Origin of the sequence: Psychrosphaera aquimarina, assembly GCF_032461525.1 — a bacterium.
GTDB lineage: Bacteria > Pseudomonadota > Gammaproteobacteria > Enterobacterales > Alteromonadaceae > Psychrosphaera > Psychrosphaera aquimarina.
In genome coordinates this window covers 1-11,618 of record NZ_JAWCUA010000005.1, presented here as the reverse complement: position 1 = coordinate 11,618, position 11,618 = coordinate 1, and the positions used below count along the sequence as shown (strand labels likewise).

Annotated in this window: 17 protein-coding genes and 3 pseudogenes; 12 read left to right on the top strand and 8 right to left on the bottom strand. The window is 60.3% G+C overall.

Annotation, left to right across the window (positions count from 1 at the left end; translation table 11 throughout):
• Both glnA and RT723_RS06465 read left to right on the top strand, forming a co-directional pair.
• Nucleotides 1-458: pseudogene (gene glnA / locus RT723_RS06470) on the top strand (glutamine synthetase); the annotation flags it as partial.
• A 167-nt stretch (nucleotides 459-625) separates the two neighbouring features.
• Complete coding sequence (locus tag RT723_RS06465) at nucleotides 626-1,552, top strand: alpha/beta fold hydrolase (protein ID WP_315946365.1); 927 nt, start codon at nucleotides 626-628, stop codon at nucleotides 1,550-1,552.
• Between the two features lie 5 nt (nucleotides 1,553-1,557).
• Here the strand turns inward: RT723_RS06465 and RT723_RS18120 are convergent, their stop codons facing one another.
• Nucleotides 1,558-1,824: a heme-dependent oxidative N-demethylase subunit alpha family protein gene (locus tag RT723_RS18120; RefSeq protein ID WP_428983608.1), complete on the bottom strand. Its 267-nt coding sequence runs from the start codon at nucleotides 1,822-1,824 to the stop codon at nucleotides 1,558-1,560.
• Complete coding sequence (locus RT723_RS06460; RefSeq protein ID WP_315946364.1) at nucleotides 1,817-2,287, bottom strand: heme-dependent oxidative N-demethylase subunit alpha family protein; 471 nt, start codon at nucleotides 2,285-2,287, stop codon at nucleotides 1,817-1,819. The genes RT723_RS18120 and RT723_RS06460 overlap by 8 nt, the downstream gene beginning before the upstream one ends.
• 117 nt (nucleotides 2,288-2,404) lie before the next feature.
• Between RT723_RS06460 and dddP the strand changes: the two genes are divergently transcribed.
• The 4 genes and pseudogenes from dddP to RT723_RS18110 all read left to right on the top strand — a co-directional run.
• Entirely contained in the window at nucleotides 2,405-3,745 is a 1,341-nt protein-coding gene (gene dddP, locus RT723_RS06455; protein WP_315946363.1) for a dimethylsulfonioproprionate lyase DddP, read from the top strand.
• Nucleotides 3,746-4,645: 900 nt separating this feature from the next.
• Nucleotides 4,646-4,771 carry a VPLPA-CTERM sorting domain-containing protein gene (locus RT723_RS18115; RefSeq protein ID WP_428983606.1) on the top strand — a complete coding sequence of 42 codons (126 nt, stop codon included), beginning with the start codon at nucleotides 4,646-4,648 and terminating at the stop codon, nucleotides 4,769-4,771.
• Between the two features lie 175 nt (nucleotides 4,772-4,946).
• Complete coding sequence (locus RT723_RS06450; RefSeq protein ID WP_315946362.1) at nucleotides 4,947-5,537, top strand: alpha/beta hydrolase family protein; 591 nt, start codon at nucleotides 4,947-4,949, stop codon at nucleotides 5,535-5,537.
• Between the two features lie 8 nt (nucleotides 5,538-5,545).
• Nucleotides 5,546-6,144, top strand: a pseudogene (locus RT723_RS18110) (OsmC family protein); the annotation flags it as partial.
• A gap of 173 nt (nucleotides 6,145-6,317) precedes the next feature.
• Here RT723_RS18110 and RT723_RS06440 read toward each other — a convergent pair.
• From RT723_RS06440 to RT723_RS06430, 5 genes and pseudogenes are all read right to left on the bottom strand, one after another.
• On the bottom strand, nucleotides 6,318-6,593 hold the full coding sequence (locus RT723_RS06440) for a biotin transporter BioY (protein WP_315946360.1): 276 nt from the start codon (nucleotides 6,591-6,593) through the stop codon (nucleotides 6,318-6,320).
• 43 nt (nucleotides 6,594-6,636) lie between these two features.
• Nucleotides 6,637-6,855 (bottom strand): annotated as a pseudogene (locus RT723_RS18210) (biotin transporter BioY); the annotation flags it as partial.
• A 73-nt stretch (nucleotides 6,856-6,928) separates the two neighbouring features.
• Nucleotides 6,929-7,123, bottom strand: a complete 195-nt coding sequence (locus RT723_RS18100; RefSeq protein ID WP_428983605.1) for a DUF6314 family protein — start codon at nucleotides 7,121-7,123, stop codon at nucleotides 6,929-6,931.
• On the bottom strand, nucleotides 7,050-7,346 hold the full coding sequence (locus RT723_RS06435) for a DUF6314 family protein (protein WP_315946359.1): 297 nt from the start codon (nucleotides 7,344-7,346) through the stop codon (nucleotides 7,050-7,052). Before RT723_RS06435 ends, RT723_RS18100 begins: the two co-directional genes overlap by 74 nt.
• Nucleotides 7,336-7,656 (bottom strand): hypothetical protein, encoded by a 321-nt coding sequence (locus tag RT723_RS06430; protein WP_315946358.1) that lies wholly within the window; start codon nucleotides 7,654-7,656, stop codon nucleotides 7,336-7,338. Before RT723_RS06430 ends, RT723_RS06435 begins: the two co-directional genes overlap by 11 nt.
• A 95-nt stretch (nucleotides 7,657-7,751) precedes the next feature.
• On the opposite strand from RT723_RS06430, the gene purB reads away from it, so the two are divergent.
• The 6 genes from purB (at nucleotide 7,752) to RT723_RS06410 (ending at nucleotide 11,070) form a co-directional block, all read left to right on the top strand.
• The gene (gene purB, locus RT723_RS06425; protein WP_315946357.1) at nucleotides 7,752-9,056 is read left to right on the top strand and encodes an adenylosuccinate lyase; all 1,305 of its coding nucleotides are present in this window, start codon (nucleotides 7,752-7,754) and stop codon (nucleotides 9,054-9,056) included.
• Nucleotides 9,057-9,150: 94 nt separating this feature from the next.
• On the top strand, nucleotides 9,151-9,312 hold the full coding sequence (locus RT723_RS18095; RefSeq protein ID WP_298971374.1) for a chitin binding peritrophin-A domain-containing protein: 162 nt from the start codon (nucleotides 9,151-9,153) through the stop codon (nucleotides 9,310-9,312).
• A gap of 345 nt (nucleotides 9,313-9,657) precedes the next feature.
• Entirely contained in the window at nucleotides 9,658-9,936 is a 279-nt protein-coding gene (locus RT723_RS06420) for a tetratricopeptide repeat protein (protein ID WP_315946356.1), read from the top strand.
• An 82-nt stretch (nucleotides 9,937-10,018) separates the two neighbouring features.
• On the top strand, nucleotides 10,019-10,372 hold the full coding sequence (locus RT723_RS06415; RefSeq protein WP_315946355.1) for a magnesium and cobalt transport protein CorA: 354 nt from the start codon (nucleotides 10,019-10,021) through the stop codon (nucleotides 10,370-10,372).
• 22 nt (nucleotides 10,373-10,394) lie between these two features.
• A complete protein-coding gene (locus RT723_RS18090) occupies nucleotides 10,395-10,577 on the top strand; it encodes a magnesium and cobalt transport protein CorA (protein ID WP_428983607.1) in 183 nt (60 codons plus the stop codon).
• Nucleotides 10,534-11,070, top strand: a complete 537-nt coding sequence (locus tag RT723_RS06410) for a FliG C-terminal domain-containing protein (RefSeq protein ID WP_315946354.1) — start codon at nucleotides 10,534-10,536, stop codon at nucleotides 11,068-11,070. The genes RT723_RS18090 and RT723_RS06410 overlap by 44 nt, the downstream gene beginning before the upstream one ends.
• A gap of 166 nt (nucleotides 11,071-11,236) precedes the next feature.
• On the opposite strand, the gene RT723_RS06405 is transcribed toward RT723_RS06410, so the two are convergent.
• A complete protein-coding gene (locus RT723_RS06405) occupies nucleotides 11,237-11,563 on the bottom strand; it encodes a DUF1223 domain-containing protein (protein ID WP_315946366.1) in 327 nt (108 codons plus the stop codon).
• Nucleotides 11,564-11,618 lie beyond the last annotated feature (55 nt).

The window sequence follows — 11,618 nt, the reverse complement described above, 5'->3', positions numbered from 1 at the left end:
TATGCCGCAGGCTAACTCACTTCGAGGATACAGAAACCAGCATCCCTGCTTATTCCGCGCGGAACCGGTCGGGCTGTGTTCGGATCCCATGGACCGAAAGCCCCAAAGCCAAGCGCGTTGAGGCACGTTTCCCGGATCCGTCCGCGAACCCCTATCTCGCATTTGCCGCCCTGCTGATGGCGGGCATCGACGGCATCGAAAACAAGATCGATCCCGGCGAGGCGATGGACAAGAACCTCTATGATCTTCCTGCAGAAGAGCTCGAAGGTATCCCAACCGTCTGTGGCTCGTTGCGCGAGGCGATGGAAGCGCTGACGGCAGACCATGACTTCCTGCTCAAGGGCGACGTCTTCACCAAGGATCAGATCGAAGGCTATATCGACCTGAAAATGGAAGAGATTGAACAGTACGAGCACACGCCGCACCCGGTCGAGTTCGCCATGTACTACAGCTGCTGATCTCTGGAGGCGCTTTGCGCCTGAGCCGAAATTGACGATATCAAGGGGCGCCCTTCGCGGGCGCCTTTTTTATATTCTGCTTCGCGCCGACATCGAACAGTTTGAGATTTCAACTTTTTAGTGCATTATTCGATTTTATTTTATGTATCAATTTTGGAGACGTCCCCATGACGCTGTTTTTCTCGCGCCGCACGTATAATGCTTCCAAGACGAAATTTACCAATAACCCGGCGCAACTCACCCGCTATGTCAAAATCACGGACGGCCCGGACGCCGATGGCACAGGGAGCGGCGGCATCATCAGCCAGAAGGATTGGCTCGATCGGGTGCATGCCGAAGCTGAAACGAATGAGGTGACGATCTTTGTCCACGGCTTCAACAACGATCAGTTGGACATGCTACGCCGCTTCGACAAAATCAAAAACGGACTGCGCGCCCAGGGGTATCGTGGTGCGGTCGTCGCCTTTGACTGGCCCAGCGAGGGCAACGTGCTGGCCTATGACAACGACAAGCGGAATGCCAAGGCCACGGCCCAATGCCTGGTCGAAGACGGGATCATTCCGCTCACCACCCGCTCCAACGCGACGAAAATCAATCTGATCGCCCATTCGATGGGGGCCTATCTGACCCTGCGCGCGCTCTCTGATTTCGGCGATGCGGCCAGCCCCGGATCAGGCGTGTGGAAGCTCAACCAGATCATGTTTGTCTCAGGCGATGCGGATGCCCGGTGGTTTGCACGCGGGGCCTGGGGATCGCTGTTGCTCGCGCATCGCAGTAACAGGTTTACAAATTATTTCAGCCAGTTGGATCAGGTTCTTAATCTTCCCGCCGTGATCGGAAACGGCCTGCAAAAACGCGTTGGCCGCAGCGGGATGCCGCAGGTCATCGACAAGAACCACGTGGATGTCTACAGCCATGAACAATACCTGCAGGATGTCATTCTGCAGGATCGCACGACCGCGTTTTCGCATCAGTGGTGGTTTGACAACGACAAGTTCTACAAGGACGCGGCGCTGACGATCGCCGGGGAGGACGCCCAGCAGATGCCCACACGCCGGCGGATGAATACCACGGATCTGGCGCCACTCAGCTGAGCGTTTCACCACATAGGTGTGGATGGAAAAGACGACAGCGCCGGTCTGTGGCAACCTGACGAGCTTTGGCGCTCGGCGCGCTGATACGCGGCCTCCGCCTGCCCCGGCGCGATGCGGCGGGGCTCAGAGGCGGACCGCGGCTGGAACAGTTCCGGATTGTCGTACCAGAGCCTGTTGTACCGCCAGAGCGGTCGCCCCACCTGCACCCCGTCAAAGAGCCGCTGCACCCGGCGCGCGATGGTATCATCGTATTCCGCAACCGTGTCATGGATGGCGATCAGCGGCCGCCCGACTTTTTCCCGTAGCCGCCAGCTGGCCGGAGAAACATAAGATCGCAGCGGTCAGCACATGGGCATCCCCGCGCTTTTCCATCAGGCAGATGTCCTCCTGCAGGATTTGCCCAAGCGCGACCAGAGGCGCATCGCCCGTCAGATCGACCACCGCACCATCAGGGCAGCGACACTTCTGCCCCGACACCTCGAACCCGAGGGCTGGCAGATGTTTCAGCACTTCCAACAACACCTCGCGCGCGGCATCGGCGGCGGTTGGGTCCTGCCAATAGACATCGGCGCGCCGGGTTGCGATCAAACGCCGCCGGTGCGCCATTTGTGCGGCATAGGCCTTATCCACCCGCAACCAGGCCGTCGGATCCAACGGCTGGACGCCCGGCAAGGCGCGCGCATCCCCCATATCGCGTGGCATATGATCCTGCAAAATCTCCGTCATGACGGGCATTTAGCCCTCACCGGGGATGTTGTCTTCAAAAAACGACGCTCTGGTGTGTCGCATTCGAGCAAACCTAACACAGCGATTCCGCACAAGATTTAGGCAAGACAGCGCAGGGAGGCATCGATGAACCAGCATTACCGCGACACACGCAAGATCGATCCGGCGCGCGGGGCGACCCTGGGCGATGGCAGCCCGAACGACATGGACCGCGTGGAGATTGGCCCGACGCAGCTGGCTTTTGCCGAATGGGCCGCGGCGGGCTTGAGCTGCCCAACCTGTGCCGCCATGCGCGCCTATCGGCACGCCCGTCTGACGCAACATATCGTTGATCGCGGCTATGCCGGTCTGCTGATGACCGACCCGCTGAACATCCGCTACGCCACCGACAGCACCAATATGCAGCTGTGGAACACCCACAATCCGTTTCGCGCAGTGCTGCTCTGCGCCGACGGCTACATGGTGATGTGGGACTACAAGAATTCACCCTTCTTGAGCGAATTCAATCCGCTGGTGCGCGAACAGCGCTCCGGGGCCGATCTGTTCTATTTTGACCGGGGCGACAAGGTCGATGTGGCGGCCGACATCTTCGCCAATGAGGTGCGCGTGTTGCTCGCCGAACATGCGCCCGGTCACCGCCGCCTTGCCGTCGACAAGGTCATGCTGCATGGGCTGCGCAGCCTCGAAGCCCAGGGGTTCGAGGTGATGGACGGCGAGGAAGTCACCGAAAAATCCCGCAGCATCAAGGGCCCGGATGAGATCAAGGCGATGCGCTGCTCCTCCCATGCCTGCGAAACCGCCGTACGCCTGATGGAGGATTTCGCGCGCGCAAATGTCGGCGATGGCAAGACCTGCGAGGATGACATCTGGGCCGTCCTGCATGCCGAAAACGTCCGACGCGGCGGCGAGTGGATCGAAACCCGCCTGCTGTCCTCCGGCCCCCGCACCAACCCGTGGTTTCAGGAGTGTGGCCCGCGCATTTGCCAGCCCAACGAGATCATAAGCTTCGACACCGATCTGGTGGGCGCCTATGGCATCTGTACGGATATCTCCCGCAGCTGGTGGATCGGCCCCGATCGCCCCCGCCCTGACATGATCTATGCGATGCAGCACGGGGTTGAGCACATCATGACCAACATGCAGATGCTCAAACCCGGCGTGATGATCCCAGAGCTCTCAGCGGGAACGCATGTGCTGGACGCAAAGTTTCAAAAACTGAAATACGGCTGTCTGATGCATGGTGTGGGTCTGTGCGACGAATGGCCCTTGGTCGCCTATCCCGATCATGCCGTCGCGGGCGCCTATGACTACCCGCTGGAGCCGGGCATGTGCCTTTGCGTCGAGGCCCTGGTGTCTGAAGAGGGTGGCGATTTTTCCATCAAACTCGAAGACCAGGTCCTGATCACCGAAGACGGTTTCGAGAACCTGACAACATACCCGTTTGATCCGTTTCTCATGGGCGAATGACGGACCCTGCGCTTCGCTGATCTCGCAAAGATCGGGCCTGCGACCCGGTGCAACAAACGTTAATTTCGCGCTGCGCGAAGACAATTCACCCGCGACGAGAACACTGTTCACGCAAGAGATGAAAGCGACAGATTTGCACCCGGATCCTGTAAATTCCCCTTTCCTCTCAGACCCCATCATTGTATTCAAATTTTAACTTTCCGGGTCGCGAAAAGCATCTTTTTCATGTCCGGGTCATGTTCATTCGGACCGGCCTTTCCAGATGGTCGCACGGTAACAAGTTGGAGACACGACTTTGAAACTTATCGCCCTTTGCGGCTGCGGCTGCGCTTTCCCTCACAACATATGCCACACAGGCTCAGGCGGCGACGCTGTCGGGCATCTTTGAAGTGCAGGTTGTCAACTTCAACGCTGGTGGTTCCGGCAAAGGCGCCCGCGCCAACCGCGAAAACTTTGACGCGCGTTTCGCAGCGGCAAACGACACGCATAAAGACACGTTTGTGTACAACGGCGCGCTCGACTTCTTCGTCGACAACTTCCCCCGGGATCTTGACCTGGGAAACCATCTCAGACTTTCTCGGCTCGCTGAGCGCTGGCCACGGTCAGCGGCCTGGACGCGGGCGTTGCCGGTCTGCGCCTGAGCAACCCAAAATTCGCAGACCACCACGCTGTTTTCCTTCACCGAAGTCTACGCCAACGCCTTTGACACATCGGTGACCCATGGCGACGGCTTCTTCACTATCTATGACGACGGTGAAGAGCTGATTGGCTTTGCAAACCCAACAGGTGTGCGCACAACGCCAAAGACCGGTACCATCAACTTTACCGGTGGTGAGTTCAACCTGATCTACGCTGCGGCAAAACGGGAACCTCTCCAAGCTCTTCGTCGAGGGTGACGGGGTGCCAGCGGTGCCACTGCCTGCCTCCGCGCTCCTGCTGATGGGTGCGATGGGTGGCTTCGGTGTCGCCGCACGGCGCAAGGCCCTGCAAAGCGGCCTGAACGCTCCTGCCTACCGCATGATTTGAAAAACGCGCTCCTCGTCGGGCGCGTTTTTTGTTGGAGGAGGCAAGTTCTCCGCTCAGGTCGTCACCTCCGCGTGATGTGGCTGTCACAGACCCTTGCTACCGGCGGTTCTGCGCCCCACTCTGACAGTCGAAGGAGCACCTGCCATGCCCACAGAACGCATTACATTTTCCGGACATGACGGGTCGCAGCTTGCCGCCCGGCTTGGATCTGCCGGAGGGCCCGCATCTGGCCACGGCGATTTTTGCGCATTGCTTCACCTGCGGTAAAGATATTCCTGCCGCGCGCCGCATTGCCGCGCGTCTTTCGGCCATCGGGATCGCCGTCCTACGGTTTGATTTCACCGGCCTCGGGCATTCGAGGGCGAATTTGCCAACACCTCCTTCACCTCCAATGTGCGACGATCTGATCGCGGCCAACGGATACCTCGAACGCCGCGACGATGACGCCCTCCCTGATCATCGGGCATTCTCTGGGCGGGGCGGCCGTGCTCAAGGCAGCTGCGGACCTTGGATAACATCAAGGCTGTCGCGACACTCGGCGCGCCCTTCGATCCCGGAACATGTGACCCACAACTTCGCCGAGGCACTGCCGGAGATCGCTTCCAACGGCGTCGCAGAAGTGTCGCTGGGCGGGCGCCCCTTCCGTATTGGCAAGGGCTTTATCGAGGATGTTGCCAAGGGGCAGCTCCACGCCATCAATCGGCTCGCTCAATGCCGCCCTGCTGGTCCTGCATGCGCCCCGCGACGAAATCGTATCCATCGATAACGCCGAGCCAGATCTTCCTGGCCGCCAAGCACCCCAAGAGCTTTGTCACTCTGGATAGCGCCGATCATCTGATCACCCGCGCCGAGGATGCGGAATATGCCGCCGATGTGATTGCCACCTGGGCACGACGCTATATCGCCCTGGCCCCACCTGCCCCGCCGCACCGGTGCGCCGGAGGGGGTCCTGCGGGTCTCGGAGGCGGATAAAAACGGCTATCTGACCGGATATCACCTCCTCCGCACGGGCATCACCTACTGGCGGATGAACCCCGCGCCTATGGCGGCACCAACCAGGGGCTCAGTCCCCTATGGGTTTCTCTCGGCCGGATTGGGCGCCTGTACCGTCGATGACCATCCGCATGTACGCGCGGCGCAAGGGCTGGCCGCTGGATCACGTCTCGGTCGATGTGAATCACAACAAGGTGCACGCGCAGGATGCGGAAACCTGCCGTGGGCGACAAGATCGACACCTGGCGGCGGCGCATATCGCTTGCCGGCAAGCTCAGCCAGGAACAACGCGCAAGCGCCTGCTGGAGATTGCCGACAAATGCCCGGTGCACCGCACGCTGGAGCGTAGCTCTACCGTCGTCACTGAACTGGCGGAATAAAACGGGCTCGACGCCGCCAAGCTCAGGCCCGCTTAAAACGAGAATGAGGCGCGAGCCCTGCAGGCTGCGCCTCTCCTTTTACCTGACCTGCGCTCAGATCAGCCGCGGGCGTCGACCCACCAGTTTCCACACCAGCGGCAGCAGCACGCGCGGCCAGCGCCAGTTTCAGCGCATCACCCAGCAGGAAGGGCGTCAGGCCCCAGGCCAAAATAGGTTTGATCCCAGCCATAAAGCTGACCCAGCCACAGCAGACCCGGCACGTAGAGCAGCACGTTCCCGATCAGCATTGCCAGCGCCATCCAGACCATGGACCGGTCCCAGCCGCGCTGCGCCAGCGCGCCCAGCACCACCGTCGCGATCACATAGCCGACGAGATACCCGCCCGTGCCGCGCATCATGTACGTCAGTGCCGGATTCAGATCCGCGATCGAGCTTTGCAAAGACGTCAAATCCCAGCGCGCCGATGATCATATAGCCCAGGATGGTCGCCAGACCCAGCCGCGCGCCATAGGCCGCACCGATGGTCAGCACCGCAAAGGTCCCCATGTTCATCAGAACCGGCGAGCCCGGCACCGGCACTTTGATATTCGCGGCCACGGCCAGCAGGGTGATGCCCAAAACAACCAGAACGGCCTGTTTGATGCGCCGCGCGGTGCCGGTTCGTGGGCCCGAAGGTCTCGCCAGAACGGAATGAGAGGCGGACAGTTGCATGGATTTGTGTCTCCTGTTGAGAAATCTTGCCCCCTGAATGCCGCAGCCGCAGCATCGCGCAAGACCTCTTGCGCTAACGGCGGCTGTACTGGCTGTGCAGGGTGTAGCGATTTCTTCGGCCTGCGGCCACCCGCCGCACGGCGGTGAAGGCAGGCCAGTGGGTGAAATCATAGGTCACCTTATAGGTATCTGGATCACACCAATGCTCTGCCACGCCACCGCGCTCGCGGCACCCGGTGGAAAAACCGCCCGTCCTCGAAATAGACATCCAGGTCAAGCCCCCACTGATACCGCCGTTCCGCCTGCATCGCGACACCCTGCGCCATCTGTAGCCTGCCCGTTTCCGTGTAACGCAGGCCCTGACCATCAGGCGCCCAGACGGCTTGGCCGTCAAAACGCGCTTCGGTCCCATCGGCGTGGGTAATCTGCCGGGTCAGGTCCCAGGTGCCTTCGAAATCCGCCAGGACACGGGCGCGCATCTCAGTCGGCATAGACCGCGTCGGTGATGTCATCGCCCTGCCCGACGAAACGCAACCGGTCACCCGACCGCGCCATCCCGTAACAGGCCCAAAGATCGGAGGGCGGCCATTGGCTGCAATACTGATCGCCTTCCACCCGCCAATACCCCCAGCTGTCGGCCCCTGCGTTATAGAGTGTCCGGCCCGACGCGCGAAAATCCTGCCGGGCGTTGGCATACTGTAACTTGCGGTCTGTAAGCGCCGCGCGGATCTCCTCCCCGCTCATCGGCACCCAATCCTCTGCCGCGGCCCAGACCGGGCAAAACACCAATGCGGTCGCCATCAATACTCTCATTTCACCGGCTCCTGCCTTGTGGCCCCTGCCCCCGCAGTTTAAGAGCGCGGCATGCCCAAGACAAACGCGAAAAAGGTGCGCTGATGATCCCCCGCTATTCCCGTCCCGACATGGTTGCCATCTGGTCCCCCGCCACGAAATTCCGCATCTGGTACGAGATCGAGGCCCATGCTTGTGACGCGATGGCCGATCTGGGGGTGATCCCGCGCGAGAATGCCGAGGCCGTCTGGAAGGCCAAGGATGTGGAATTCGACGTCGCCCGCATTGACGAGATCGAAGCCGTGACCAAGCATGACGTCATCGCTTTTCTGACCCATCTGGCGGAACATGTGGGCAGCGACGAGGCGCGGTTTGTGCACCAGGGCATGACCTCCTCAGATGTGCTCGATACCTGTTTCAACGTGCAGCTGGTGCGCGCCTCCGACATTCTGATCGCGGATGTGAAGGCGTTGCTGGCCGCCCTGAAACGCCGCGCGCTGGAGCATAAGGACACGGTGCGGATCGGGCGCAGCCACGGCATCCATGCCGAACCCACCACCATGGGGCTGACGTTTGCGCGTTTTTACGCGGAGATGGACCGCAATCTGAACCGTCTGGAAAAAGCGCGTTACGAGATTGCGACGGGGGCCATTTCCGGCGCTGTCGGCACTTTCGCCAACATCGATCCGGCGGTCGAGGAGCATGTCTGCAAGCAACTGGGGCTGGAGCCTGAGCCGATTTCCACGCAGGTGATTCCACGCGACCGCCACGCGGCCTTCTTCGCAGCACTCGGCGTGGTTGGCAGTTCCATCGAAAACATAGCGACCGAAATCCGCCACATGCAGCGCACCGAAGTGCTGGAAGCCGAAGAATTCTTCTCCAAAGGGCAAAAAGGCTCCTCTGCGATGCCGCACAAGCGCAACCCGGTGCTGACCGAAAACCTCACCGGTCTTGCGCGGCTGGTGCGCATGGCCGTCGTACCAGCCATGGAAAACGTCGCACTCTGGCACGAGCGGGACATCTCACACAGCTCGGTGGAGCGTAACATCGGCCCCGACACCACGATCACGCTAGATTTCGCGCTGGCACGCCTGACCTCCGTGGTCGACAAGCTGGTGATCTACCCCGACAATATGCTCGCCAATATGAACAAGTTCCGCGGGCTGGTGATGAGCCAGCGGGTGCTTCTGGCGCTGACCCAGGCCGGTGTCAGCCGCGAAGACGCCTACAGGCTGGTGCAACGCAACGCGATGAAGGTCTGGGAAGACGGCAAGGATTTCAAAACCGAACTGCTGGGGGATCAGGACGTGCTGGCCGCCCTCAGCGCCGAGGAGATCGAAGAGAAATTCGACATCGGCTATCACACCAAACATGTCGATACGATCTTCAAACGGGTGTTCAAGGACTAGGCGACACAGGCGTCAGACACGGCGCATTATGTCATTTTTGTTGACCGGAGGCTGCGCGCTGCTACCTTGAAGGCATCAACCAAGGAGACCCGCAATGACGATCAAGACTTTGGCCGCCGCGGTGGCCCTCACAATTCTCCCCGCAGTGAGCTTTGCTGCCGGGTGTAGTTACGACAAGCAAACGACGATGTCCTGTGCGCCGGGCACCGCATATGACGCCCAGACCGGGACCTGTGTCACCAGCGTAAACAGCTGAGCCTGACCGAGTTTTATTCAATCACGCGCCTGTGATTGAATAAAACCGCGGGCTGAACCGTTACCCCCATACAATGTGTATTTGATTGAGGAGTTTCGCAATGATGCGGATTTTACTGGGGGGCAGCCCTTCTTTTCCAACCACAGTGCTGGCCGCAGGCGGCAATGACGCGCCGCCCAGCAAACCTGCCGTGGCCTGCAAAGGGGCGCAGGTCTATGCGACAAGAAGACCAAGACATGTGTCAATCCGCAGGAAAGCAGCCTGGAGCGCGAGCAGCTTTATCAGACCGTACGCCACATGGCCTATGCCGGGCGCTATCACGACGCGCAGACTGTCTTGGACGCAATGGACAAGGATGATCCGGGCCGCTTGACCTACATGGGGTTCACCCACCGGAAACTGGGCAATATCGAACTTGGCAACATGTTTTATGAACAGGCCATCGCGCAGGATCCTGGGAACATTCTTGCACGCTCCTATATGGGTCAAGGGTTGGTCGAGGCTGGCGATACAGCTGGGGCCTTGGTGCAGTTGCGCGCCATTCAGGAACATGGCGGTGCCGGTTCGTGGTCCGAGGCGTCGCTGCGCAAAGCCATCGAAACGGGCACAACTTACAGCTACTGATTTCAGCCAATGTTTACCTTTATCTGCCAAGGATAGGAGCAACTTCTACCAAGGCGGATAAAGATGACGAGATATGGTTCCAATGGCGCCGTTCCCGGCCCTGCCGGGCGCGGGAGGAAAATTCCCTGCAACCCTCACCCGTCGCGCAAAAGCGGCGATTGTTGTGCGGCTTTTGCTGAATGAAGGGGCTGACATTCCTTTGGAAGACCTGCCGGAAGATCTGCAGGCACAGCTGACCAAGCAAATGGGCTCCATGCGTCTGGTGGATCGGAACACGCTTTCCAGCGTCGTTTCCGAATTCGCCGATGAGTTGGACAGCATCGGCCTGTCCTTTCCCGGTGGCATCGCCGGCGCTCTTGATTCTGCTGGATGGCCGGATCTCAAAACAAACCGCCGCGCGACTGCGCAAAGAGGCTGGCGTGCGCCAATATGGTGACCCCTGGGCGCGCCTGAAGGACATGGGTGTCGAAAAACTGTTACCCATTCTGGAGAATGAAAGCATCGAGGTGGCCGCGGTTCTGCTATCAAAGATTGACGTTGCGCGCGCAGCGGAGCTCTTGGGGAAACTGCCCGGCCCACAGGCGCGGCGCATCACCTATGCCGCTTTCTCAAACCAGCGCGGTCACGCCGGATGCGGTTGATCGCATTGGTCTGTCCCTCGCCGCGCAGCTGGATGCAGAACCGCTTCAGGCTTTCGACGACGGCCCTGTCGAACGCGTCGGCGCAATCCTGAACTCGACAACCTCCATCACCCGCGACGACGTGCTTGAAGGTCTGGATGAAACGGATGCGGGCTTTGCCGATCTTGTGCGCAAGGCGATCTTCACCTTCGCCAATATCCCGAAACGGATCGCGCCCCGCGACATTCCACGTGTGGTGCGCGAGCTGGAACAGGAAGTGCTGTTGATTGCATCGGCGGGCGCCGAGGCCGCAGGCGTGAAACCTTCGGCGGATTTCATTCTGGAAAACATGTCGGGCCGCATGGCCGATCAGCTCCGCGAAGAAGTCGAAGAACTGGAGAAAGTGAAACCCGCAGAGGTCGAAGAGGCCATGTCCACGATCATCACCACGATCCGCGAGATGGAAGCCTCCGGCGATCTGCTGTTGGTGGTCGATGACAACGATGACGATTGATCAGGCCGCGCAAGCTCATACCCCTGGCGGGCCGCTTGCCCCGCGCAATAAGAACATTGCGCGTGCAGGAGACGGATGACCCGACCAGGGCCCGAGAGTGACGCCCAAAGGTCGGATCACTTCAGCTGGGCGGCGGCCAGAATAGGACCCATCTGCTCGGCCTGGATCAAGACAACAATCGGATCCTTCCGGGCGCCATGGCCGACATCGACAGCGGCGCGCGGCCATCCCATTCCGCGAGCACCTTCCAGTCCTGCGTCACATTGGCGTAGGAAATTGTCCGTCCCGCATTCTCACCCCGTGTGATCCGTGCCTCACGGTTTGGTTTGTACCGCAGCAATTGCACAAGCATTGGTCCCGTCGCGCGCCGCAGCGTTTCCGCCGTGATCTGAACCTCGTCGCCGCTGCGCTCCGAGGAGACTTTCACAGTCGCGGGATATTCCTCGTGCACGGCGATGGCCTTGGAGATTTCCATGGGCTTCGCGCCGACGATATATCCGTCAACCCGTTCACGATCATCTCAGGCGTATAGATCGACCGGCGCCCCG

Coding starts and splice junctions, on each gene's coding strand:
- RT723_RS06465 (WP_315946365.1), top strand. CDS start 626: ATGACGCTGTTTTTCTCGCGCCGCACGTATAATGCTTCCAAGACGAAA.
- RT723_RS06460 (WP_315946364.1), bottom strand. CDS start 2,287: ATGCCCGTCATGACGGAGATTTTGCAGGATCATATGCCACGCGATATG.
- dddP (WP_315946363.1), top strand. CDS start 2,405: ATGAACCAGCATTACCGCGACACACGCAAGATCGATCCGGCGCGCGGG.
- RT723_RS06450 (WP_315946362.1), top strand. CDS start 4,947: ATGACGGGTCGCAGCTTGCCGCCCGGCTTGGATCTGCCGGAGGGCCCG.
- RT723_RS18100 (WP_428983605.1), bottom strand. CDS start 7,123: ATGTCTATTTCGAGGACGGGCGGTTTTTCCACCGGGTGCCGCGAGCGC.
- RT723_RS06435 (WP_315946359.1), bottom strand. CDS start 7,346: ATGCCGACTGAGATGCGCGCCCGTGTCCTGGCGGATTTCGAAGGCACC.
- RT723_RS06430 (WP_315946358.1), bottom strand. CDS start 7,656: ATGGCGACCGCATTGGTGTTTTGCCCGGTCTGGGCCGCGGCAGAGGAT.
- purB (WP_315946357.1), top strand. CDS start 7,752: ATGATCCCCCGCTATTCCCGTCCCGACATGGTTGCCATCTGGTCCCCC.
- RT723_RS18095 (WP_298971374.1), top strand. CDS start 9,151: ATGACGATCAAGACTTTGGCCGCCGCGGTGGCCCTCACAATTCTCCCC.
- RT723_RS06420 (WP_315946356.1), top strand. CDS start 9,658: ATGGACAAGGATGATCCGGGCCGCTTGACCTACATGGGGTTCACCCAC.
- RT723_RS06415 (WP_315946355.1), top strand. CDS start 10,019: ATGGCGCCGTTCCCGGCCCTGCCGGGCGCGGGAGGAAAATTCCCTGCA.
- RT723_RS18090 (WP_428983607.1), top strand. CDS start 10,395: ATGGGTGTCGAAAAACTGTTACCCATTCTGGAGAATGAAAGCATCGAG.
- RT723_RS06410 (WP_315946354.1), top strand. CDS start 10,534: ATGCCGCTTTCTCAAACCAGCGCGGTCACGCCGGATGCGGTTGATCGC.